21 protein-coding genes and 1 other RNA gene are annotated in these 20,592 nt (G+C 65.6%); 1 reads left to right on the top strand and 21 read right to left on the bottom strand.

Translation table 11 applies throughout. The annotated features are described in order from the left end of the window. The first annotated feature begins 272 nt into the window (after nt 1–272). A complete protein-coding gene (locus tag BGK68_RS26295) occupies nt 273–1,910 on the top strand; it encodes a methyl-accepting chemotaxis protein (protein WP_075259500.1) in 1,638 nt (545 codons plus the stop codon). A gap of 125 nt (nt 1,911–2,035) precedes the next feature. Here the strand turns inward: BGK68_RS26295 and BGK68_RS26290 are convergent, their stop codons facing one another. From BGK68_RS26290 to ssrA, 21 genes are all read right to left on the bottom strand, one after another. Further along, nucleotides 2,036–2,794 carry a hypothetical protein gene (locus BGK68_RS26290; protein WP_075259499.1) on the bottom strand — a complete coding sequence of 253 codons (759 nt, stop codon included), beginning with the start codon at nt 2,792–2,794 and terminating at the stop codon, nt 2,036–2,038. A gap of 79 nt (nt 2,795–2,873) precedes the next feature. Continuing rightward, complete coding sequence (locus tag BGK68_RS26285; protein ID WP_075259498.1) at nt 2,874–3,578, bottom strand: 4'-phosphopantetheinyl transferase family protein; 705 nt, start codon at nt 3,576–3,578, stop codon at nt 2,874–2,876. A 7-nt stretch (nt 3,579–3,585) separates the two neighbouring features. Beyond that, nucleotides 3,586–4,029 carry an excinuclease ATPase subunit gene (locus BGK68_RS26280; protein WP_075259497.1) on the bottom strand — a complete coding sequence of 148 codons (444 nt, stop codon included), beginning with the start codon at nt 4,027–4,029 and terminating at the stop codon, nt 3,586–3,588. A 55-nt stretch (nt 4,030–4,084) separates the two neighbouring features. Then, complete coding sequence (locus tag BGK68_RS26275; RefSeq protein WP_075259496.1) at nt 4,085–5,329, bottom strand: beta-ketoacyl-ACP synthase; 1,245 nt, start codon at nt 5,327–5,329, stop codon at nt 4,085–4,087. Continuing rightward, entirely contained in the window at nt 5,326–6,063 is a 738-nt protein-coding gene (fabG, locus tag BGK68_RS26270; RefSeq protein WP_075259495.1) for a 3-oxoacyl-ACP reductase FabG, read from the bottom strand. Before fabG ends, BGK68_RS26275 begins: the two co-directional genes overlap by 4 nt. Next, nucleotides 6,060–6,533 (bottom strand): ApeP family dehydratase, encoded by a 474-nt coding sequence (locus tag BGK68_RS26265; RefSeq protein ID WP_075259494.1) that lies wholly within the window; start codon nt 6,531–6,533, stop codon nt 6,060–6,062. Before BGK68_RS26265 ends, fabG begins: the two co-directional genes overlap by 4 nt. Continuing rightward, nucleotides 6,530–7,729 carry a beta-ketoacyl-[acyl-carrier-protein] synthase family protein gene (locus BGK68_RS26260; RefSeq protein WP_075259493.1) on the bottom strand — a complete coding sequence of 400 codons (1,200 nt, stop codon included), beginning with the start codon at nt 7,727–7,729 and terminating at the stop codon, nt 6,530–6,532. Before BGK68_RS26260 ends, BGK68_RS26265 begins: the two co-directional genes overlap by 4 nt. A gap of 13 nt (nt 7,730–7,742) precedes the next feature. Next, nucleotides 7,743–8,312 (bottom strand): DUF3261 domain-containing protein, encoded by a 570-nt coding sequence (locus BGK68_RS26255; protein WP_075259492.1) that lies wholly within the window; start codon nt 8,310–8,312, stop codon nt 7,743–7,745. Beyond that, nucleotides 8,309–10,732, bottom strand: a complete 2,424-nt coding sequence (locus BGK68_RS26250) for an MMPL family transporter (RefSeq protein ID WP_075259491.1) — start codon at nt 10,730–10,732, stop codon at nt 8,309–8,311. The genes BGK68_RS26255 and BGK68_RS26250 overlap by 4 nt, the downstream gene beginning before the upstream one ends. Then, nucleotides 10,725–11,336: an outer membrane lipoprotein carrier protein LolA gene (locus BGK68_RS26245; RefSeq protein WP_075259490.1), complete on the bottom strand. Its 612-nt coding sequence runs from the start codon at nt 11,334–11,336 to the stop codon at nt 10,725–10,727. Before BGK68_RS26245 ends, BGK68_RS26250 begins: the two co-directional genes overlap by 8 nt. Continuing rightward, nucleotides 11,333–11,797 (bottom strand): acyl-CoA thioesterase, encoded by a 465-nt coding sequence (locus BGK68_RS26240; protein ID WP_075259489.1) that lies wholly within the window; start codon nt 11,795–11,797, stop codon nt 11,333–11,335. The genes BGK68_RS26245 and BGK68_RS26240 overlap by 4 nt, the downstream gene beginning before the upstream one ends. Beyond that, the gene (locus BGK68_RS26235) at nt 11,790–13,370 is read right to left on the bottom strand and encodes an HAL/PAL/TAL family ammonia-lyase (RefSeq protein ID WP_075259488.1); all 1,581 of its coding nucleotides are present in this window, start codon (nt 13,368–13,370) and stop codon (nt 11,790–11,792) included. The genes BGK68_RS26240 and BGK68_RS26235 overlap by 8 nt, the downstream gene beginning before the upstream one ends. Continuing rightward, nucleotides 13,357–14,319, bottom strand: coding sequence for an LpxL/LpxP family acyltransferase (locus BGK68_RS26230; RefSeq protein WP_075259487.1), 963 nt, complete (start codon nt 14,317–14,319; stop codon nt 13,357–13,359). The genes BGK68_RS26235 and BGK68_RS26230 overlap by 14 nt, the downstream gene beginning before the upstream one ends. Next, nucleotides 14,316–15,098, bottom strand: a complete 783-nt coding sequence (locus BGK68_RS26225) for a glycosyltransferase family 2 protein (protein WP_075259486.1) — start codon at nt 15,096–15,098, stop codon at nt 14,316–14,318. Before BGK68_RS26225 ends, BGK68_RS26230 begins: the two co-directional genes overlap by 4 nt. Continuing rightward, entirely contained in the window at nt 15,095–16,864 is a 1,770-nt protein-coding gene (locus BGK68_RS26220; protein WP_198937265.1) for an AMP-binding protein, read from the bottom strand. Before BGK68_RS26220 ends, BGK68_RS26225 begins: the two co-directional genes overlap by 4 nt. Nucleotides 16,865–16,874: 10 nt before the next feature. Continuing rightward, the gene (locus tag BGK68_RS26215) at nt 16,875–17,441 is read right to left on the bottom strand and encodes a COG4648 family protein (RefSeq protein WP_013235645.1); all 567 of its coding nucleotides are present in this window, start codon (nt 17,439–17,441) and stop codon (nt 16,875–16,877) included. Between the two features lie 4 nt (nt 17,442–17,445). Continuing rightward, a complete protein-coding gene (locus BGK68_RS26210; protein WP_013235644.1) occupies nt 17,446–17,724 on the bottom strand; it encodes an acyl carrier protein in 279 nt (92 codons plus the stop codon). A 60-nt stretch (nt 17,725–17,784) separates the two neighbouring features. Continuing rightward, nucleotides 17,785–18,048: a phosphopantetheine-binding protein gene (locus tag BGK68_RS26205; protein ID WP_075259485.1), complete on the bottom strand. Its 264-nt coding sequence runs from the start codon at nt 18,046–18,048 to the stop codon at nt 17,785–17,787. Nucleotides 18,049–18,051: 3 nt separating this feature from the next. After that, nucleotides 18,052–18,840, bottom strand: coding sequence for a lysophospholipid acyltransferase family protein (locus BGK68_RS26200; RefSeq protein WP_075259484.1), 789 nt, complete (start codon nt 18,838–18,840; stop codon nt 18,052–18,054). Then, entirely contained in the window at nt 18,833–19,639 is an 807-nt protein-coding gene (locus BGK68_RS26195) for a beta-ketoacyl synthase chain length factor (protein WP_233149424.1), read from the bottom strand. Before BGK68_RS26195 ends, BGK68_RS26200 begins: the two co-directional genes overlap by 8 nt. A 516-nt stretch (nt 19,640–20,155) precedes the next feature. Beyond that, nucleotides 20,156–20,536: a transfer-messenger RNA gene (gene ssrA, locus BGK68_RS26190) on the bottom strand. Between the last annotated feature and the right edge of the window lie 56 nt (nt 20,537–20,592).

Raw genomic sequence — 20,592 nt, 5'->3', positions numbered from 1 at the left:
CAAGCTCGTTGGCCAGGGTTCCCATCGATATCCGTGCAGAGGGCGCTGGCCTGACAGGCCCGCCCTGCCTGCGCGAACGCGCTTCCTTTCCCTCTCCGGCACCGACAACTCGCATTGCTTGTTGTTATCGCGTCAAAGCTCGTCCTTATCAGGAAATCTCCTAAATCCTTGCGGAAGGGCTTCATCTATAGTCGGTTCCAACATAGGTTGATTCTCACTGAATTAACTTCTATCGAAGACTCGTATTAATGATTAATTCGGAGGGAATATCCATGAATGGGTTCAAGAACATGAAGATCGGCACCAAGCTGTCACTGGGGTTTGCTTTGCTACTGACGCTGACGATCATACTGGCCGGCATTTCGTTGTTCAGCATCAACAGGCTGACCGGCTCCATCAAGGCCGCAGACGACGTCCAGGTCGAGCGGCTCCTGCCACTTTATCTTGCGCGCGAAGCGCTCGATCAGACCGGTCTGGCAGCGCGTAATGCCTATGTATTCCGTACCGAGGCCGACGCGCAGAAAGAGCTGGCCATCGTCGATGAGCAGAAGCAGATCTACCTCAAGGCCCTCAAAGACATGGAGCCGCATTTCGTCGGCCACAAGGGATTTGATAAAGTGCGCACCGGCCTGCTGCAGATGGCCGAAGAACTGAAACGGCCGCGCATCTACCGCGAGAGCGGCAAGATGGAGGAGTTCCGCGACTTCCTGGTCAACGACTGCAGCCCGCTGCGTCGCCAGATCGTGCTGGATATCAACAAGGTCATCGACGAGGCCGATGCCGAAAACGCCAAGGCGCGTGAAACGACGATGGATATGGCCGCGATGGCTTCCTCGCTGGTGGCCGTGCTGACCGGCATCGTGGCTGTCATTTCCGTGCTTGTCGCATTTGTGATCACGCGCAGTCTGCTCAAGCAGCTTGGTGGCGAACCGGCGTATGCGGCTGACATCGCCCAGCAGATCGCCTCCGGGGATCTCACTGCGGATGTCGATGCCAAGCCGGGCGACACGACCAGTCTGTTGTTCGCCATCAAGAAGATGCGCGACAGCCTGGCCGACATCGTCGGGAAGGTGAGGGAAGGAACGCACACCATCGAGCAAGCCTCCGCTGAAATCGCGACCGGCAACATGGACCTGTCTTCCCGCACGGAACAGCAAGCCGGCGCGCTGGAAGAGACTGCCTCGGCCATGGAAGAACTGATGTCGACGGTGAAGCAGAATGCCGACAATGCCCGACAGGCCAGCCAGCTTGCGGTGTCGGCCTCGGAAGTCGCCAGCCAGGGCGGTCAGGTGGTGGGGCAGGTAGTCAGCACCATGGAAGGCATCAATGCTTCCTCGCGCAAGATCGTGGACATCATCAGCGTCATCGACGGCATTGCCTTCCAGACCAACATCCTGGCCTTGAATGCGGCGGTAGAAGCGGCACGCGCCGGGGAGCAAGGCCGCGGCTTTGCGGTGGTGGCCTCGGAGGTGCGCAGCCTGGCGCAAAGAAGCGCCACGGCAGCCAAGGAGATCACCGACCTGATCAATGATTCGGTCGGGCAGATCGCGCAGGGCAGCAGCCTGGTGGGGCAGGCCGGTGCGACCATGGAGAACGTGGTCACCAGCGTCAAGCGCGTCACCGATGTCGTGGCCGAGATCTCGCACGCCAGCCAGGAGCAGAGTCATGGCATCACGCAGGTCAATCTGGCCATCACGCACATGGATGAAGCCACCCAGCAGAATTCGGCCCTGGTCGAAGAAGCTGCTGCGGCAGCCAACTCGATGAAGACGCAAGCAGAGCAACTGGCGGGGCTGGTGTCCACCTTCAAGCTCGCTAATTCGCCGGCGCCGGTTGCGGTGTCAGCGGTGGTCGGCGCGATGGGCCGGCGTGCAAACCTGCCTGTCGGGCGGTCGCTGGCGCTGAAGTGACCTAGCAAGGAAGGCAGAAAGCAAGAACGGCCGCTGATGCGGCCGTTCTGCTTTTGCAGGGCATCCTGTGATGTGCAAGACGCGCGGGACCGCCGCAAGGCGGTTCCGCGCGTCTTCAGCAGGGATCAATCCACCTCGGGCCGCAATTCGTCCCGGAACTGGGCCACCTGCGATCCACGCACCGAGCAGCCGATGCGGCTGCCGGGGAAGGCGGAGTCGCGCGAGGGTTCGATGACCAGGGTGCGTTCGCCCAGCACATTGGCTTGGCCGCGGTAGTAATCAAAACGGGTAGTGCGGTGCCAGCCGCCGCGATCAAAGATTTCCATGCGCACGTAGTTGCCGTTCAGTTCGCGGCTGGTGCGCTTGAAGTTGGGAATGGCGGCGCCCAGGACCGTGGCCAGCTGTTCCGGCGTGGAGGGGCTGTAGAAGCCCCAGCTGATCTTCTGCGGCTGGCCGTTGATCTCGACGCTCTCGTCGTAGTAGGCGCTCAGGGTCTGACCATAAGCCAGGGCGCTGGCGGCAGCGGCGACGCGGTCGCGGCCAGGGATGCGGCGGTCAGGCACGTCGATGCTGCCGATCTTGCCCTTCCTGGTGACCACGAAGGCGGGCGACAAGGCTTCCGGGAACTGGCCCAGGGTGGCCGCAAAGCTGGCGTCGCAATTGGCCAGGGCCTTGAGGACATTTTCCAACGGAGCGCGCTGGTCGATCACCGCCGTGGCCTGCGCCTTGCTCGCGACCCCGTTACGCTGGGCCGCTTGCTGCGCCTTGATTTCCAGCCGCTGCTGCTTGATCTGCAGCTTGGCCATGCGCTCTTCCGGCGTGGAGCAGGCGGTGGTCAACAGGAGTGTGGCGGCTGCAAGCAGCCAGGTGCGTGATGCGGACATATGGTTTTCCCCTTGAAGTGTCAGCGTGGTTGTGTGTTCTTGTGTGCTGCTGCTGTATTGCTGCTGTATTGCTGCTGCGTTATGCGTTCTCCTGGCCCTCAGTCAATTCCAGCAATGCTTCCAACGCGATCTCTTCGCTACGGTGTTGCCCGGCTGGTGCGTGGCTGCAGACGCACAGGTGGTAATGCGCCTGTCGTTCGTGGTGCAGCGTCGGCAGGGTGCTGGTGGCTGCGAGCGCATTGTGCTCGCCGGCGTGGTGGCGGTATTTGTATTCGGCCTCCTTGGCGCACCACAGGCGATAGAAGGCATCTTCCCCGGCCTCGTCCTCGGTTTGCTGCGCTAGCCAGGACAACTCTGCCGGCGTGAACGCGTGTTCGGCCAGCGCCGCCAGATCGCGTCCAGCCAGTGGCGCTTCGATATCCACGCCGATGGCCGTGCCCATCCCGACGGCGCAGGCGATCCAGCCACGGCTGTGCGAGAGACTCACGGCGGGCAGTGCGACGCCGTCGGCCAGCGCCCCGGCGATCCGTATGACGGGCGCGTAGCCGGGCCGTTCTTGGACATCGATCTCTTCCAGACGGCAAGCGCTGGCCTGCATCAGCGCATGGCGCATCAGCAGCCGGCCGAGCAGGAATTCGCAGGCGCGTGGCGCGCGCTGGAAGCCCTGCAGGCGGCTGCGTTCGCTGGGCGACAGCAGTACTGCCAAGTGCGCCGGGATGGCTGCGCACTTGCCCGCCTGGAGCACGCGGCGGCCATCCACGATCCAGGCAAGGCTGGAGGGCATGGCCGGCTTACTTGCCCAGCTTGACGATGTCGCCCTTGAGTGCGACACCGGCCATGGTCGCCCCGGCATGGCATTCGAATTCGGTGGCGCTGGCCATCTCGTTCTTCTTGTAGTAGCTCACGATGTTGACCACGCCATTGCCGCCCAGCTCCTTGGCCTTCTTGTGCAACTGCACCAGGGCCGAGAGGAAGACCCATTTGCAGGCTTCTTCATCGCTCTTGCCGAAGGCATTGGTCTTCTGGTTGGTGACATCGGTAGAGATCTTTTCCAGCACCGCCGGGTGCGGCTGGCCGGCGAAATAGAACTTGACCGAGCCATCCAGGATGCCTTCTTTGTCCTTCATGCTGCTGGCGCTGTCCAGCGGCAGCAAGTGCTTGGTGTCGCGGGCCTGGGCCGGCAGGGCGGCGCTCAGCGCGAGGGTCAGAGCAAGGGCGAGGGAGGAGATCTTCATGGCTTTGTTTTCCTTGTGATGGGTGGAGACAGGGGGACTGCAAAGCAGGCCCGGTTCAGGGCCAGCGCTTGAAAATGAGCGAGGTGTTGATGCCGCCGAAGGCAAAGTTGTTCGACATCACGTACTCGCACTCCAGCGCCCGGCCATTGCCGGTGAGGTAATCCAGTTCGCCGCACTCGGGGTCGGGATGCTGCAGGTTGATGGTCGGGGCGAACCAGCCGTGGCGCATCATCTCGATGGACAGCCAGGCTTCCAGCGCCCCGCAGGCGCCCAGGGTGTGACCCATGTAGCTCTTGAGCGAGCTGATGGGCGTGGCCTTGCCGAACACGCGCGCGGTGGCCTGGGTTTCGGCCACGTCGCCCTGGCGCGTACCGGTGCCGTGGGCGTTGATATAGCCAATGGCCGAGGCGGGCAGGCCGGCGTCGTCCAGCGCCATCTGGATGGCGGCCTGCATGGTGGCCGCATTGGGATTGGTGACGTGAGCGCCGTCACTGTTGGTGCCAAAGCCGACGATTTCGGCATGGATGCGTGCGCCGCGCGCCTGGGCGTGTTCCAGGTCTTCCAGGATCAGGCTGCCGGCGCCTTCGCCCAGCACCAGGCCGTCGCGGTCGCGATCGAAGGGGCTGGGCGTGACCTGGGGCGTGTCGTTGCGCACGCTGGTGGCGTAGAGGGTGTCGAACACCGCTGCTTCGGTGGCGCACAGTTCTTCCGCGCCACCGGCCACCATGGCCAGTTGGCGGCCGCTGCGGATGGTCTCGTAGGCATAGCCGATGCCCTGGCTGCCCGAGGTGCAGGCGCTGGAAGTGGTGATGATGCGGCCGGTGATGCCGAAGAACACGCCCAGGTTGACCGGCGCGGTGTGGGCCATCATCTTGAGGTAGGTGTTGGCGTTGATGTCGCGGGTATTCTTTTCGGCGAACATCATGGCGAAGTCGGCAATCGCATTGGGGGTGCCAGCCGAGGAGCCATAGGCGATACCCAGTTGCCCGCTCTTGAGCAGGGGATCGTCCAGCAGCCCGGCGTCGGCCAGCGCCCACTCGCTGGCGCGGGTGGCCATCAGGGCGACCCGGCCCATGCTGCGGGTGGTCTTGCGGTTGTAGCGTTCGGTCAGCGAAAACTCCGCCGCCGGTGCGCCCAGGCGGGTGTGCAGGCCGACGTATTCATCCCATCCCGGCATGCGTTGCACGGCGTTGCTGCCGGACTTCAACTGCGCCAGCGCGCTGTTCCAGTCGGTGCCGATGGGACTGATGCCGGCCATGCCGGTGACCACCACCCGGCGCTCGATGCGGGGACGCGTCATGCCAGGCCTCCATTGACCGAGATCACCTGGCGCGTGATGTAGGCCGCATCCGGCGACATCAGGAAGGCCACGGCGGCGGCTACTTCCTCGGGCTTGCCAGCGCGGCGGGCGGGGATCAGCTTGAGGATCTCGTCAACCGGCGCGTCTTCGGTCATGTCGGTATCGATCAGGCCGGGGGCGACGCAATTGACGGTGATGTCGCGCTTGGCCAGTTCCAGCGCCAGCGCCTTGGTGGCGCCGATGACGCCGGCCTTGGCGGCGCTGTAGTTGACCTGGCCGCGATTGCCGATCAGTCCCGACACCGAGGCCAGGGTCACGATGCGCCCCGCTGCGCGTCGGCGCACCATGGGCATGACCAGCGGATTGAGCACGTTGTAGAAACCATCGAGGTTGGTGCGCAGCACGCTATCCCAGTCTTCGCCGGGCATGGCGGGGAAGGCATTGTCACGGGTGATGCCGGCATTGCAGACCACGCCGTAGTAGCAGCCGTGCTGTTCCACATCGGCCAGCAGGACTTGCGCGGCCTGCTCGCGATTGGCGACGTCGAATTGCAGCACGCGGACCTGGCGGCCTAGCGCGGTGATTTCGGCTGCAACCTGGTCGGCGGCGTCGCGCCGCGCATGGCAGTGCAGGACGATGTCATATCCCTGGCGCGCCAGGCGCAGCGCGATGGCGCGGCCAATGCCCCGGCTCGAGCCGGTGACGAAAATGCTGTGTTCTCCCGTTGTGGTCATGCCATGCCTTCTTGAAGATAGTGTGTTGCGTCGTGCGGTTGGAACACCGACACGGTGGCTTGCGCCAGTTCTTGTTGGGTTGCCAGGTCGGTGATGCGGCAGTCGAAGGAACCCAGTCCGTTCTCCGCCTGCAGCAGCAACTGCACCGACACGCCCAGCCGCAGGCGGGTGGCAAACTCCGGCACCGTACAACTGTAGCGGCGCGCGCCCAGCAGGAAGCCGATCTTGGCGCGACCGCCCTGGCGCAGTTCCTGGTAACCGGCCCAGGCAGCGATGCTCTGGGCCATGTATTCAATGCCCACCCACGCGCCCACGCCGCTGCCGTTGTGGAAGAGGCTGTCGGTACGGATTTCCAGCTCGGCCTGCAGCTGTTCTTCATTGACCGCCACCACGCGGTCGATGAGGATCATGGGCGCGGCGTGCGGCAGCAGTTGCTCGATCGGCGGGATGCCTTGTTGCAGCGTGCTCATGCTGCCTCCCCGCGCGAAAACACCAGGGCCACGTTGCTGCCGCCAAAGGCGAAGGAGTTCGACAGCACGTGCTGCAGCGGCCGCCCCAAGGCCTGTCCAACCTGGACTGGCCTCAGCGGCGGCAGCGCTGGATCAGCGATGCCATCCCACAGATGCGGCGGCAGCAGGCCTTCAGGGTTGTCATCCTGCATCAGCAGCCAGCACAGTCCGGCCTCGATGGCGCTGGCCGCGCCCAGGGTGTGGCCGGTGAAGGGCTTGGTCGAACTCACCGGCACCTCCAGGCCGAACAGCGCCTGCACCACCTTCGATTCCATGGCGTCGTTCTGCGGCGTGGCCGTGCCGTGCAGGTTGATGTAGTCGATCTGGCTCGCGGTGAGGCCGGCGCGGCGCAGGGCCTGGCCGATGGCCAGTTGCGCGCCCCGGCCTTCGGGGTCGGGCGCGGAGATGTGATAGGCGTCGGACGATTCGCCCCAGCCGCTCAGTTGCACCGCCGCCGGTTCACGCGTGAGCAGGAACAGGGCCGCGCCCTCGCCGATGTTGATGCCCTGGCGATGCAGTGAGAGCGGATTGCAGCGTTGCGTGCTCACCGATTCCAGCGCCGAGAAGCCGGCGATGGTGAATTCGCACAAGGTATCGACGCCGCCACAGAGGACTGCGTCGCACAACCCCATGTTGAGCAGGCGCGCGGCGCTGGCGATGGCCTTGCCGCTGGAGGCGCAGGCGCTCGATTGCACATAGGCTGGGCCCGTGGTGCCCAGCGTCAGTTGCAGCGCGGTGGCGGGCGAACCCAGCTCCTGCTGGCCGTAGTGATAGCCGGGTGGAAAGCTGCCGCTGGCTGCGCGTGCGGCAAAGGCGGCTTCGCCTTCGGCGATGCCGGAGGTGCTGGTGCCGAGCACGATGCCGATGCGCTCTGCGCCATAGCGCGCGATGGCGGCATCGACCTGCGTCCGGATGCGTTGCAGCGCGGCCAGCGCCAGGCGGTTGTTGCGGCTGCGTTCGCGCAGCGGCAAGTGGTCGTCCTCGGGAAGCACCGTGTCATCGGTCACGGCGCCCAGGGCCAAGGGCGCGCCATCGGCATCGCGGTAGCGCGCATCGGCGCGCAGGCCGCTCTCGCCGGCCAGCAGGCGCGCGCGGATGGCGTCATGCGCGCTGCCGAGCGGGCAGACCATGCCGAGGGCGTTCAGATAAAGGCTCATGCGTGTGGCGATGTCATTCAGAGGTCACCACCGACTGTATCGTCAGCTTGTAGTGGTAACGCAGATTGTTCAGGATCACTGTACCGCCCCAGCGTCGCTGGTCGGGATAGTCGATCACGGCAATCGTCTCGCCGTGGAGCAGGAGAGTACGTTGAGCCTGGGCTTCGCGCAACTCCCATCCCTCGGGAAGCGCCTGGCGGATGGCGTCGGCGGGCCACAGCGTCAGTTGCACATCCTGCAACACATCCTCGCCCTGCACCTGGCTGGGCAGCAGGGCATGTCGCCACACCTGCAGTTGCTGTCCGTCGAAGTGCAGCGACATGACACGCTGGCCGAATGCCAGGCCGACCAGGTCGAGATGCTCGGCATCGATTTCCAGGGCGGTGTCGAGTTCGTCGATGCGGCTGCCGCGCTCCACCTTCAGGTGCTGTTGCAGGCTGATGCTTTGTCCCAGGGCGGCCGGCGCCAGGCGCAGCGACAGGCGCGCCGAGGGCCGCGTATCGGGCGCGACCGGGCTGGCGCAGCCGCCCAGCAGCAGGATGACGGCGGCGCTGGCGGCGGCCAGCAGGAGGGTGGGCTTCATGCGGATTCCTTGTCCGGCTGTGCGTCTGGCGTAGCGTGCGCGACAGGGCCGGGGTGGGTGAACAGCGGGGCCAGCAGCCACACCAGCAGCATGCCGCACAGCATGGTGAGACCAAAGGCGTGCAGCGGCGGGCTGTGGCTCAAGGCCAGCAAGCCGAAGGACAGCAGCGCGCTGGCCGCCGACAGGCCGACGGTCAGCCAGGCATGGGCGCGCTGGTGCCGGGGCGATTCGAGCAGGAAGATGCCGTAATCCACGCCCAGTCCCAGCACCAGCAGTCCGGCCAGCACGTGGAACAGTTGCAGCGGCTGGCCCAGCCAGCCGAACAGGCCCAGCGTCAGCAGCGAGGCCAGCAGCGGCGGCGCCAGCGCGCGCCAGGCGCGGCGGCGGTAGCGCAGCGCCAGCAGGGCGAAGATGGCGGCGTAGGCGCACAGCAGCGCCCAGCCCATGTAGATCCGGTATTGGCGCAGCACCGATGAGATCTCGCCGACCTTGTCCACCCATTGCACCCCTGGCATCCCCTCGGCGACGGCGGCCAGCTGGCCGAGCTGGCGATAGTCGGTCAGCCCGCGCAGGGCGACGATGCTGGCGAACTGGCCATCCACCTGGCCCAGCCACAGGTGCCGCGAGGCCGCCCCGGCGGGGGTGGCGAGGAATTGCTCGGGCGTGATCGACTGGGCCTTGTCGAGCATGCGCTGGCGCAGCGCTTGCGCCCACTGCGGGCTCTCACCGATGGCTTGCGCGGTCAGCGTGACGGCGTCGGGCGATTCGCCCTGGGGCTCCAGCAGCGCTCGCCGCAGCAGGGCCAGGTTGTCCCGCTGGCGCTGTTGCGAGGGCGCCCAGTTGGACACTGCCTGCACGCCGCTGATGAGCTTGCGTTCTACCAATGGTTGCAGCTTCTCGCGCAAGGCCTCTTCCTGCTGCAGCACGGCCTCGGCCGATGCGCCGCGCACCAGGTAGAACTGCACCGGCGCGGCCAACTCCAGCAATTGGCTGATGCGCATCTGATCCTGCAGCAATTCGGGCGGACTCTTCTGCAGGGCGCGGATGTCGTCGCTGCTGTGCAGGCGGGCGACGCCGGCGATGGACAGCCCGATCAGCGCCACCGCAGCGGGCAGGACCAGGTGCCAGGCGAAGCCGCCCAGCAGGTCAGGCCAGCGCGCAATGCTCTGGCCGAAGCCTTGCGCACGCGGCGTTGCGCGCAGGGTCTGCGGGCCGATCAGTTGCGGGAACCAGCAGGCCACAGTCAGCCAGGCAAACACCAGTCCCAGCGCCGAGAACACGGCCATCTGCTGCAAGCCGGGGAAAGGCGTCAAGGCCATACCGAGATAGCCGATCAGCGCCGCCAGCAGCATCAGCGCCAGCCCCGGCAACAGACGTCGCAGCAGGGTGGCCGAGTCCTGCGTCGCCGGCGCGGCCAGACGCGCGCAGAGGAAGTAGATGCCATAGTCCTGGGCGATGCCGATCAGGCTGGCGCCGAAGACCAGGGTCAGCAGATGGATCTTGCCGAACACCAGCATGCTCACCGACAGCGCACCCAGACAGCCGACAGCGATGGACAGGGCGATGTAGAGGATAGGCTTGAGCGAACGGAAGGTCAGCCACATCAACAGCAGGATGCCCAGCAGCGAGCCCGCGCCGATGGTGGCGCTTTCGCTGCCGGCCTGGGCGCTGGCGGCGGCGGCATGCAAGACCACGCCGCCGCTGACGACTTCATCGGCCTGGGCGCGGGCGGCTTGCCGTGCCTGCGCCAGCAGCGGCACCACCTGCTCCTGCGCTTGCATCGAAAACGCTGGGGCCTTCAGTTCCAGCAGCAGCAAGGCGTAGCTCACGCCATCGCGTTCCACGAAGAGCATGCCATCGCGCGGCCGCACCGGCGTTTCCCTGGCGCGCTCCTGCACCCAGTCGCCGAAGAGTCCGAAGGGATCATCCTGCCAGGCGCCCAGGCGGGGACCGCCGAAGGCGCCGTACAGGCCGCCCAGGGCGCGCTGGCTCCACTGCTGCGCCGTAACGGTAGCCAACTGGGCGCGCTGGGCGTCGCCCAGCAGCAGGGTGCGGCTGCGGTCCAGGCTGTCCAGCCATTGGCTTTGCCATTGCGCGCTGTCGTCGCTGATGGGCGCGAACAGGTCGGCATGCGCATGCAGGACCGTGAGGTAAGCCCGTGCGCCGGCCTGGGCGCGCTTCCAGTCGCGGTCGCCGACCAGCACCACCAGCTTTTGCTGGGCCGAGTCGACCATGTGGGAGAAGGCCTGCTGGCGCACCGCGTCCTTGCTGCTGGCGGCGGGCAGCAGCGCCAGGATGTCGGTGTCGGGGCTGGCGCGCTGGCCCAGCCATAGCCAGGCATTGTGGCCGGCCACCAGCAGCACGGCCAGCAGCCAGGCCAGCGCCAATAGTCGCTGCAGGTGGCGGGCCGGCTTAGTCAAACAGCGCTCCTTCTTCTGCCGTCATCGCGCCGTCTCCGGTCTTGATGGCGGAAAAGCTGATGTCGGTGCGGTCGCCGCTGGCTTCCTTCATGCTGACCTTGTCCACATAGCTGGCGCCGGCCAGGCTGATGTCGCCGATGGCCTTGGCCAGCGCCGGTTGGCGTGCCTTGAGGGCGACCTGCCAGTGACCGTCGCGCAGGCTGCCGTCGAGTTCGAAGAGCTGGTCAAGCTGGCTCAGGTCACCGGCCAGCAGCGAAAACAGGACGCTGTTGATCATCTTCACCACCGGCTCCTGTTGCGCATCGAGCTTCATGGCCACGCGGCCATCCTGGATCTGCACGATGGCGTCGCGGGTGATACGCAGGGTGCTGGGAAACGGTTGCAGCGTCTGCCACAGGATGCCGCGGCCCTTGAGCACGCAGAAGCGGCCATAGGCTTGCAGCGGCTTCTTGATGCCGGTCAGCTGCTTGGTCTGGTCGAAGCGTCCGCACATCACGGCCGGCTTGGCCAGGGTGGCCTGGATCTGTTGCACGGGCGCTGCGGCGCGGGCGGTGGGCAGGAGGGCCAGCAATGCCAGCGAGCAGAGGAGGGAGCGTGCGTTCATGGGGCAGGAGGCGTCAGTCCGAGCTTGTGCCACAACACCGGCGGCGATACGAAGCACATCTCGTGGTTGATTGTTTGCACCGCCACCTGGACGGTGGAGGCGCGGGTCAGGCGGACACCGCTGGCGGCGTCGCTGATGAGGTAATCGATGCGCAGGCGGTTTTCCCATTCGACGATGGCCGCGCTCACGCGGATGCGCTGGCCGAAACGGGCCGGCGCGGCATAGCGCAGGTGCAGGTCGATCACCGGCCAGGCATAGCCGGATTGCTTCATGGCCGGATAGTTGTAGCCGATGCCGTCGAGCAGGGCGCAGCGCGCGGCTTCCATGTATTCGACATAACGGCCGTGCCAGACGATTTCCATCGGGTCCAGGTCATAGAACTGGATCTGCAATTCGATTTCGCCGCGCCAGGGCGAATTGGCCAGGGTGAGCTTGCCCGCAGGCAGGACGGTCTCAGTCATACAGGCTCCAGGCCTGGGCGCGGATGCGCTGCAGCAGCAGGCGCAGGTCGGGCTCCAGCATGCGGTCTTCGGCGACCTCGGCGATATCCTCGGACAGCGCCGCCTGCATCGCGGCCAGGCGTCCGGCCGGCAGATCCTGCAAGGGGGTGTCGCCGATCTGCTGGCGCTGGCTGCGCAGCCATACGCCCTGGCGCACCGTGATCAGCAGGGCGGCGGCGACCTGTTCGGTCAGCTCCAGCACACGCAGGCAGTCGCGCGCGGCAATGGTGCCCATGCTGACCTTGTCCTGATTGTGGCATTCGGTGGAGCGCGAGAACACCGAGGCCGGCATGGTCAGCTTGAGGGCTTCGGCGGTCCAGGCCGAGGCGCTGATCTGCAGCGCCTTCAGACCGTGGTTGATGGGCGCGCGCGCACCCTGCGCGCCGGACAGGTTGGCCGGCAGGCCATTGTTGTAGCGCTGGTCCACCATCAGGGCCATCTGGCGATCGAGCAGGTCGGCGATGTTGGCCACGGCGGTCTTCATGCTGTCCATGGCGAAGGCGATGTGGCCGCCATAGAAATGGCCGCCATGCAGCACGCGTTCGCCGTCCGGGTCGATCAGCGGGTTGTCGTTGGCGCTGTTGAGTTCGTTCTCGATGAACTGGCGCAGCGATGGCAGGGCGTCGTTGAGCACGCCGATCACGTGCGGCGCGCAGCGAACCGAGTAGCGATCCTGCAGGCGCTTTTCGTTGCGGTGCGCCTGGCCGCAGGGCAGGTCGCGCTGCAGCCAGGCCGCTACCTGCTGCTGGCCCGGATGCGGCTTGGCCGAGAACAGCGTGGCGTCGAAATGGTGGGCGTTGCCATCCAGCGTAAAGCTGCTCATGGCCGTGATGCGGGTGGCCAACTGGCACAGGTAGCGGGCGCGGTCGAAGGCCAGACAGGCCAGCGCGGTCATGACGGCGGTACCGTTCATGATGGCCAGGCCTTCCTTGGGACGCAGGCGCAGCGGCGTCATGCCGGCGGCGGCCAGCGCCTGGGCGGCGGGCACGGTGGCGCCCTCGCGCCAGACATCACGTTCACCGCACAGCACGGCGGCCAGGTAGGACAGCGGTGTGAGATCGCCGCTGGCACCCACCGAACCCTCGCAAGGAATCTGCGGCAGCAGGTCATGCTGCAGCAGGCCGGTGATCTGTTCCAGCAGCGCCACGCTCACACCCGAGAAACCCTGGCACAGGGAGTTCAGACGAGCGGCCAGGATGGCGCGCGCCTGCTCCGGCGTGAACAACGCGCCCAGGCCGCAGCCGTGGTAGGTGTAGAGGTGATGCGGTAGTTCCGGCACCAGCTCTGGCGGTACGGTGACCGTGCAGGAATCGCCATAGCCGGTGGTGACGCCATAGATGGTGCCATCCTCGCGCAGCAGGCGGTCCAGGAAATCGGCGCCGCGCGCAATGCGCGCGCGAAAGTCGGGGGTGTCGTGCAGTTGCGCGGCGCGCTCGCGCCGCGCCAGCGCCACCACATCCTCGATGGCAAGTGGCTGGGCACCGAAGCGGATGGGGGCGCTGCTGGCCGAAGAAGTCAGGTCAGTGTGAGGCATGGTGTTCGTCCAGGGCCGAATCGGCCCAGAAATCATAGAAATTGAACCACTGGTAGGGCGCTTGCAGGCAATGCGCTTCCAGTCGTGTTGCGTAGGCGGCGGCCAGTTCGGCCAGGACCTGGTCGCGCTGCTTGCGAGGCAGGGTGATCTGCTGGCCAAACGCCTCGAAGCTCACCTCCGCACCCTCGGCGCTGCGCCGCGAAAACATCAGATAGACCGGGCATTGCAGCAGCGCCGCCATGACATAGGGACCGATCGGGAACGGCGCGCTCCTGCCCATGAAGGAGGCATGCGCGACCCGTGGCTGGGGCGAGACCGGGACGCGGTCACCGGCAATGACCACGAACTCGCCCTGGGCCACTTTCTCGGCCAGCACGATGGCGGTGGCCGGCGACATCTCGGTGACTTGCATCAGGTTGAGCTGGCTGCCCGGATCGAGCTGGGCCAGCATCTGGTTGAAGGCCTGGGCATGGCGGGTGTGGACCAGCACCGTCAGCTTGAGCGCGGGATGCTGGCGGCCGATCACGCGGCACAGTTCGAGGTTGCCCAGATGGGTGCAGATGATGAGTCCGCCCCGTCCGGCGGCGATGGCGTCGGTGATGTGGTCGCTGCCATGCAACTGGACCCGGTCCACCGGGAACAGGCCGCCCCAGAGCAGCATCTTGTCGAGCAGGCTTTCACCGAATGCAGCGAAGTGACGCAAGACCCCGGTGATGCCGGTCCGCAGCGGCAAGTCCGGGTGATAGCGCCGGACCTGCTCGAGGAAATGGCGCGAGGCGCGGCGGGCCGGGCCATTGACGGCGATGTACCAGCACAGCACTGGATAGAGCATGAGGCGGAAGGGCAGCCGGCCCAGCAGGCGATAGACCGCAAACAGCAAGCGCATGCCGGCCACGAAGCTGACTTCGTTGATCTGCGCCCAGTGGCGTGTACGCGAGGGAGTGCTCATGGCTTGCGTCCACCCACGCCCAGGCGGCGCCAGCAGCTGCGCCCCAGCAACAGCGGCGCGCGCAGCAGCATGCCGAAGAACAGGCGGGCATGCATGCGCGAGATCAGCACGTTGTCCAGCCAGACCTGGAAGTGCGAGACACCGTCGGCCGGATAGCGCACCCGCGTGGCCAGGTTGTGCACGCGCAGGCCGCGCCAGTAGAGACGGACCAGGATCTCGGTGTCGAAATCCATGCGGCGACCGATGGCGGCACGGTCGATCAGTTGCAACGTCGGCGCCAGTGGATAAAGCCGGAAGCCGCACATCGAATCGACGATTTCCAGCGAGAGTGTATTGATCCACACCCACACGTGGGTCAGGTAACGGGCGTAGAGCCGTCCCTTGGGGACGCTCTCGTCATAGACCGGCCTGCCGTTGATGACGGCTTGCGGAGCCGCCTGCGAAGCGGCCAGGAAACGCGGGATATCGGCGCTGTCATGCTGGCCGTCGGCGTCGATCTGCAGGGCGTGCGTGTAGCCGGCGGCAGCAGCGTGGCGCAGGCCGGTCATGACAGCGCCGCCCTTGCCCTGGTTATGGGCATGGACCAGCAGGGTGGTCGCTTGCGGGTCGGCTGCAGCCAGTTGGCGCAGCACGGCGGCGCAGCCCGGACTGCAGCCATCGTCGATCAGGATGCAGGGCAGTCCATGGCCGCGCACGGCGGCCACGACCGCGCCGATGGCGTGTTCGTGGTCAAACACCGGGATCACCACCACGGTGTTGTGGGCGACGGATGCGTTCATGCCGCCCCCAGCAGGAAGCGTCCGCTGGCGTGCTGGCCACCCTCGGAATGCAGCCGGAAGGACAGCTGCGACTTGCCCGCCTCGAATTGCAGGTCCAGCAGCACGCGCATGCCGGGCGTGATGACGCGCTGGAACTTCAAGGCTTGCAGCCCCAGGAAGCGCGGCGGCAGGTCGAAGTAGCGCCGGCCCAGAGCAAGCGACCAGTCGGTCTGCACCACGCCCGGCAGGATGGGCGAGCCGGGGAAGTGGCCCCGGAAATAGAGCAGGTCGGCAGGAATATCCAGCGCCAGTTGCACATGTTCGCCGCTGCGTTCCAGTTCGCTTACCTGCGGCATGGTCGGAGCGCTGACTACGGGAACGGCAGCAGGGCTCTCCAGCAGCGCAGTCAGCGCCGCCAGCGTGACCTTGCCTTGCGGGTTCACCGGCAGCGCCGGCAGGTAGCGCCACAGGCGCGGCAGGGCGATGGATTCGATGGCGCCGGCCAATGCGGCCTTGAGGGCCGTATTGAGGGCCAGCTTGCCCTGCGCGGCGAGCATGGCCTGCGCTGGCGCACTCGGTACGACGAAGGCGGCGATGAACTGGCGCGCCCGGCGGCCCTGGTGAACGATCACGCGCACGTCGTCCACCAGCGCACTGGCATTGAGCAGTTGTTCGATGCGGGTCAGCGAGATGCGTTTTTCTTCCAGCTTGACGATGCGGTCGCTACGTCCACGCAGTTCGAACTGTCCCGTCTGGCCTGCCACCAGCGCGGCGCGGTCGGCCATGCTGAACCAGGCGCTATCGGGTAGGTGGGGCAGATGGGGCGAGCGTACCTCCAGCTCGCCCTCGGCGCCCAGGCGTACCTCCACCCCAGGCATGGCTTGCCAGTGTTCCTGACGCTGCAAGGGCTCGTTCTGCGGCTGACGCCAGGCGATGCCGCCGGTCTCGGAGCTGCCATAGATCTCCAGCGGGCGCTGGCCCAGCAGGCGCGCGGTATCGGCGGCGGCCTGGGCCGGCAGTGGACCGCCGGAGGAGAAGATGGCGCGCAGCTGGCGCGCATCCGGCTGGGTGCTCTGTTCGGGCAGGCGTTTCAGATGCGCCGGACTGGACAGCAGTATCCAAGGGCGCGCGCCGGCCATGCGCTGCAGGTCTTCCGGGAAGAAGGCGCTGCCCGCATGTACCGGCCGTCCCGCGCACAGCGCCCACAAGACCTTGAAGAGCAAGCCGTAGATATGCTGGTGCGAGACCGTGGCGATGACCTCGGCCTCGCCCACGATTGCGCCGAAGAGCGCCTCCAGCGTAGCCACTTCATTGGCCATCTGGCCCAGTTGCTTGGGAATGGCCTGGGCCAGGCCGGTGCTGCCGGAGGTATAGACCACCAGTCCGGCAAAGTCGGCGCGCAAGGCCGTCCAGGCGTCGGGTATATCGTCGCCCGCTGCATCGTCGGCAGGGTGCAAGGCCGGGCAATGCGCCCCGAACTCGCCGAGGAAGGCATCGACCTCGCCCTGCAGTTGACGGCAAGTGTCGGGCAGGGCATCGCTGGGCAGGTAGGCCGTCTTGCCGGCCAGCCAGATCGCGAACAGGGCCGCCGCGAACTGCAGGGTGTCGTGGTGGAACAGCGCCAGGCGCTGTCCCGGCGTGGCCTGCACGAGGTGCTGCCAGCGCCGCAGCTCGGCGCGCCAGCACGCGTGCGTGACCGCCACGCCATCACGCCAGCCGATCACGCGTTCGTCGGCAAAGGCCAGGAACGGCAGTTGCAGCAGGTCCAGCCGAGCAGGGGCGGTCATTGCGGACGCCTCACGCATGATGCTGTCGCCGAACATACAGGCGCACCAGGTATTCGCCGGCAAACAGCAGCCCCATGGCGATGTAGGAAATGACACCGGTGTACATCGACCATACCGCAGGCGAACACCACAGGGCCGTACCCAGGGCGATGCTGCCGTTGATGGCGAAGAATAGGCACCACACCTGGGTGACCCGGCGCGTATAGGCGATGACGAACAGCGGCAGGTCGGGCGAACCCAGGCGCGCCATGCGTTCGATCACGGTGGGCGGCTTGTAGAGGCTGTAGCCGAACAAGGCCAGCATGCCGGCGCTGATGGCGACCGGATAGAGCTTCAGCGGCAGCAGCGCATTCCAGTACACGGCCGGTGCGGCCAGCGCCAGCGCGGCTACGCCCATCCAGCGCAGGGGGCCGCCGGTGCGGGTGGCGAACAGGCGCACCACGGCGATGAGCACCAGGGACAAGGCCAGGGTGCGTGGCTCGAGCTTGCCGTGGGCATACCAGATCAACAGGGGATAGAGCAGGATCAACAGCGGGCCGGCCAGCGTGGCCAGCCTGGGCATCGCGGGAGGCTTCATGCGCTCACGCGTGCGCTTGTTCGCGCATCAGGGTCGCCAGGATCTCGACGACGTCCTGCACCGTGCGCACGCTGCGGAAGACGTCGGGCTGGATGCGCTTGCCGGTGGTCTGGTTGAGCTTGACCACGATGTCGACGGCGTCGATGCTGTCGATGTCGAGATCGGTGTAGAGGTTGGACTGGGGCGTGATGGCGGCTTTGTCGATCTCGAACATCTCGTGCAGCATATCGACGATCCACACGGTGATTTCGTCCTTGGTCATGTCAGGTGTCAGAGTGGTCATGATGTGCTTTTCTTGCAAATGGCTGGGAGGGGGTGTCAGGGTGCGCAGCGTGGAGGCTGCTCAGGCCGTGGCCTGGTGGCTGGCCACCAGGGCGGCCAGCGCCTGCACCGAGGCGAAATGCTTGCGGGTCTCTTCGGAATTGGCCGAGAGCTTGATGCCATAGCGCTTCTGCAGGCTCATGCCCAGCTCCAGCGCGTCGATGGAATCCAGGCCCAGGCCATCGCCGAAGAGGGACGCGGCGCTGTCGATGTCCTCGGGGGCCAGGTCTTCCAGGTCGAGGGCCTCGATGATGAGTTGCTTGATATCTTGTTCCAGGTCTTGCATCGCCTAGTTCTCTTTCATGAAGTACTGTTGCAGGTAGGTCGTCAGCTGCCGGGCGGCGAGCGTGGGATTGTCGGCAGGGTGCGGCTGGCCGGCGCCGATGATGTGGTCCAGGTGAAGGTCGTCGCCGATCTGCAGGTGGAAGTGCGCGCGCGTGGCCGGCACCTGCCACCATTTCTCGCCCTTGGAGAGGGTCACCGGGGTGCAGCGGATGCGCACCGGTGTGATGGCGCAGCCGCAGCGCACCGCCACGTTGGCGGCGCCGCGCTTGAGGCTGATCTGGCCGTCCGTGGGCGTGCGGGTGCCTTCGGGGAAGATGATGAGATTGCCGCCGCTGCGCAGGGAGCGGATGCAATCCTCGATCAGGTCCGGTCCCTGGTCATTGCTGATGTAGCCGGCGGCGCGGATGGGCCCGCGGGTAAATGGATTGCGCCACAGGGCGTTCTTGACGATGCAGTCGGCGTGGCGCACGAAGGCCATCAGCAGCACCGTGTCGATGAGCGTAGGGTGATTGGCCAGGATCAACTGGCCATTGCGGTTCAGGCGCTCCAGGCCCGAGATCTCATAGCGGATCACGCCGCAGATGCGCATCAGTTCGACGAAGGCGCGAAACGCCAGGCGGATGATATGGCGCGCCCACAGCACGCGCTGCTGCGCGTCGCGCACCAGCAACTGCAGGATAGGGAAGACCACCAGCCGCAACAGCAGGCCGCCCAGGCCGAAGAGCGCAAAGCACATGCCCGTGGCCAGGATGCGCCAGCCACGGTCGATCAGCGCGAAGACCCGATCAAGCATGCCGCATCCATTGCCAGCGGCGACCGTCGGCGTGGCGGTGCAGGGTGGAGGCGTCCGCATCGAGGAAGAAGCGCAGCACGGCGGCTGGGCCCGCAGCGGTGTTGTTGGCGTGGGGGGCAGCGTCGCCGACCGCGTGCGCCTGCTGCCATTGCAGCGAGAGCGTGGGCAAGGCCTCCTGTTCATCGGCCGCCTGGATCAGCCAGGACCAGCCGCAGGGTTCTTCGTGTTCATCGGCGAAATCGGCAAACATCGTCGGCAGCGGTGCATCGGCGACCACCAGCAGGACCTGTGGCGCGCCATCGGCCAGCAGGCCGCAGGCTTCGATGACGGCGTGTTCGACCGTGCTCTGGCCGGCGGCGATGGCCACCGTGTTGGCAGGGCTACCGCGGGCGATGGAAAAGAGGCCGGCGTTGGCGTTGTGGACCGACAGGCTGAAGGCGGTAGGCGACATCGGCGCGGCTTCGGCCAGGGCCATCTGCAACTCCACCGAGCGCGCGCATTCGCCATGGCGCGAGGCAAAGACGACCGGGATGTCGAGGTTCGAGGCGTTTGGACTGGTGTCGTGGGAGGGATGGGATGCCGCGGTGGTCAATGCGCCGTAGGCCGTTTCCAGCGCCAGCTTGCCGACCGGACTGGTACGCCGCCGCAGCATGGGCGGCATGGCCTTGACGGCTGGTTCCCCCGAACCGGCCGTCTGGCGATCACCCCTGATCCACTGTTGCCAATCGATGGCGGATTCGATACCCGGAACCCACTGCGCATGCGCGGCAACTGAAAAACTGACATCCCCTGAATACATATCTTCGAAAGCCCGAGGCTTCTTTCTGGCGGTGTTATCTACCGGATTGCCCTGCTGCCCGATGCATGACGTCGCACGGTACGGGCATCAGTGGACATGCCGTTTTCTTTTTTATTTACGGCATTTATCCGGGCGTCTTGAATGTTACATTTTGTAAGACCCGGCAATGGTACGACAAAACCCTCTTCAAAAAACACGAATTTTTCATTCGGAAACTCTGAAAGCCACGTCCAGGGGGCTTATGCGCTATGTAATCGTTGCCGATAGTTGACGTTTTCGCTGATTCGGGTGTGGGTGAGGGGGCTTTTGTGTGGGTGCCTGATTCTCTAACAAATTACATAAGCTCCGCATGAACGCATAGGCGGTGAATTTGAAACTTGTTCATTCGATAAGCTTGGGTGAACATTGAGCGCGGCGACTTGGCGCCGCCATCCCGGCAGGGCGGTGCCGGTGTCAGGCCAGAAAGACAAAACCATCAGGAACCCACATGGCGCAGGTTGCTGATGGTCGTGATGTTGGTGGAGCCGGCGGGAATTGAACCCGCGTCCAGAAGCACTCTACAGACAGTTCTACATGCGTAGTGCAGTCAATTGGTTTTAATCCTGGCGACGCGGACGCACACGCTTCGACAGGACGAGTTACCTTGGATTTAATGACGTATCAAGTAACCCGATACGCCACGATTCCCTGTAAATGACTCTACCGCTGTTGCCAGCACACCCCAGGGAAGAAGTGCTGTAGAGCTAGAAATTTCTTAGGTTTCTAGGTGCGATTTACGCTGCGAGAGCGTAAGATTCGTCGTTTGCATTTAAGCAGTTCCGGATGGATTAACGAGGTAACCAGTCCTCGGCATGCCCTGTTCCGCTTTGCAACCCCTGTCGAAACCAAGTCGGCCCCGTGGTGTTGAAGCTTCGCAAATCCCGCTGGGCGCATGAACTTGCGTATTACGCTTG

Source organism: Herbaspirillum camelliae (assembly GCF_001929405.1).
GTDB classification, from domain to species: domain Bacteria; phylum Pseudomonadota; class Gammaproteobacteria; order Burkholderiales; family Burkholderiaceae_D; genus Herbaspirillum; species Herbaspirillum seropedicae.
Note: the sequence above shows the minus strand (reverse complement) of the source record. Positions and strands in the feature narration are given on the sequence as shown.

What these genes read in the sequence shown, in the direction of transcription:
- BGK68_RS26295 (WP_075259500.1), top strand. Translation starts at nt 273, where the DNA reads ATGAATGGGTTCAAGAACATGAAGATCGGCACCAAGCTGTCACTGGGG.
- BGK68_RS26290 (WP_075259499.1), bottom strand. Translation starts at nt 2,794, where the DNA reads ATGTCCGCATCACGCACCTGGCTGCTTGCAGCCGCCACACTCCTGTTG.
- BGK68_RS26285 (WP_075259498.1), bottom strand. Translation starts at nt 3,578, where the DNA reads ATGCCCTCCAGCCTTGCCTGGATCGTGGATGGCCGCCGCGTGCTCCAG.
- BGK68_RS26280 (WP_075259497.1), bottom strand. Translation starts at nt 4,029, where the DNA reads ATGAAGATCTCCTCCCTCGCCCTTGCTCTGACCCTCGCGCTGAGCGCC.
- BGK68_RS26275 (WP_075259496.1), bottom strand. Translation starts at nt 5,329, where the DNA reads ATGACGCGTCCCCGCATCGAGCGCCGGGTGGTGGTCACCGGCATGGCC.
- fabG (WP_075259495.1), bottom strand. Translation starts at nt 6,063, where the DNA reads ATGACCACAACGGGAGAACACAGCATTTTCGTCACCGGCTCGAGCCGG.
- BGK68_RS26265 (WP_075259494.1), bottom strand. Translation starts at nt 6,533, where the DNA reads ATGAGCACGCTGCAACAAGGCATCCCGCCGATCGAGCAACTGCTGCCG.
- BGK68_RS26260 (WP_075259493.1), bottom strand. Translation starts at nt 7,729, where the DNA reads ATGAGCCTTTATCTGAACGCCCTCGGCATGGTCTGCCCGCTCGGCAGC.
- BGK68_RS26255 (WP_075259492.1), bottom strand. Translation starts at nt 8,312, where the DNA reads ATGAAGCCCACCCTCCTGCTGGCCGCCGCCAGCGCCGCCGTCATCCTG.
- BGK68_RS26245 (WP_075259490.1), bottom strand. Translation starts at nt 11,336, where the DNA reads ATGAACGCACGCTCCCTCCTCTGCTCGCTGGCATTGCTGGCCCTCCTG.
- BGK68_RS26240 (WP_075259489.1), bottom strand. Translation starts at nt 11,797, where the DNA reads ATGACTGAGACCGTCCTGCCTGCGGGCAAGCTCACCCTGGCCAATTCG.
- BGK68_RS26235 (WP_075259488.1), bottom strand. Translation starts at nt 13,370, where the DNA reads ATGCCTCACACTGACCTGACTTCTTCGGCCAGCAGCGCCCCCATCCGC.
- BGK68_RS26230 (WP_075259487.1), bottom strand. Translation starts at nt 14,319, where the DNA reads ATGAGCACTCCCTCGCGTACACGCCACTGGGCGCAGATCAACGAAGTC.
- BGK68_RS26225 (WP_075259486.1), bottom strand. Translation starts at nt 15,098, where the DNA reads ATGAACGCATCCGTCGCCCACAACACCGTGGTGGTGATCCCGGTGTTT.
- BGK68_RS26220 (WP_198937265.1), bottom strand. Translation starts at nt 16,864, where the DNA reads ATGACCGCCCCTGCTCGGCTGGACCTGCTGCAACTGCCGTTCCTGGCC.
- BGK68_RS26215 (WP_013235645.1), bottom strand. Translation starts at nt 17,441, where the DNA reads ATGAAGCCTCCCGCGATGCCCAGGCTGGCCACGCTGGCCGGCCCGCTG.
- BGK68_RS26210 (WP_013235644.1), bottom strand. Translation starts at nt 17,724, where the DNA reads ATGACCACTCTGACACCTGACATGACCAAGGACGAAATCACCGTGTGG.
- BGK68_RS26205 (WP_075259485.1), bottom strand. Translation starts at nt 18,048, where the DNA reads ATGCAAGACCTGGAACAAGATATCAAGCAACTCATCATCGAGGCCCTC.
- BGK68_RS26200 (WP_075259484.1), bottom strand. Translation starts at nt 18,840, where the DNA reads ATGCTTGATCGGGTCTTCGCGCTGATCGACCGTGGCTGGCGCATCCTG.
- BGK68_RS26195 (WP_233149424.1), bottom strand. Translation starts at nt 19,639, where the DNA reads ATGTATTCAGGGGATGTCAGTTTTTCAGTTGCCGCGCATGCGCAGTGG.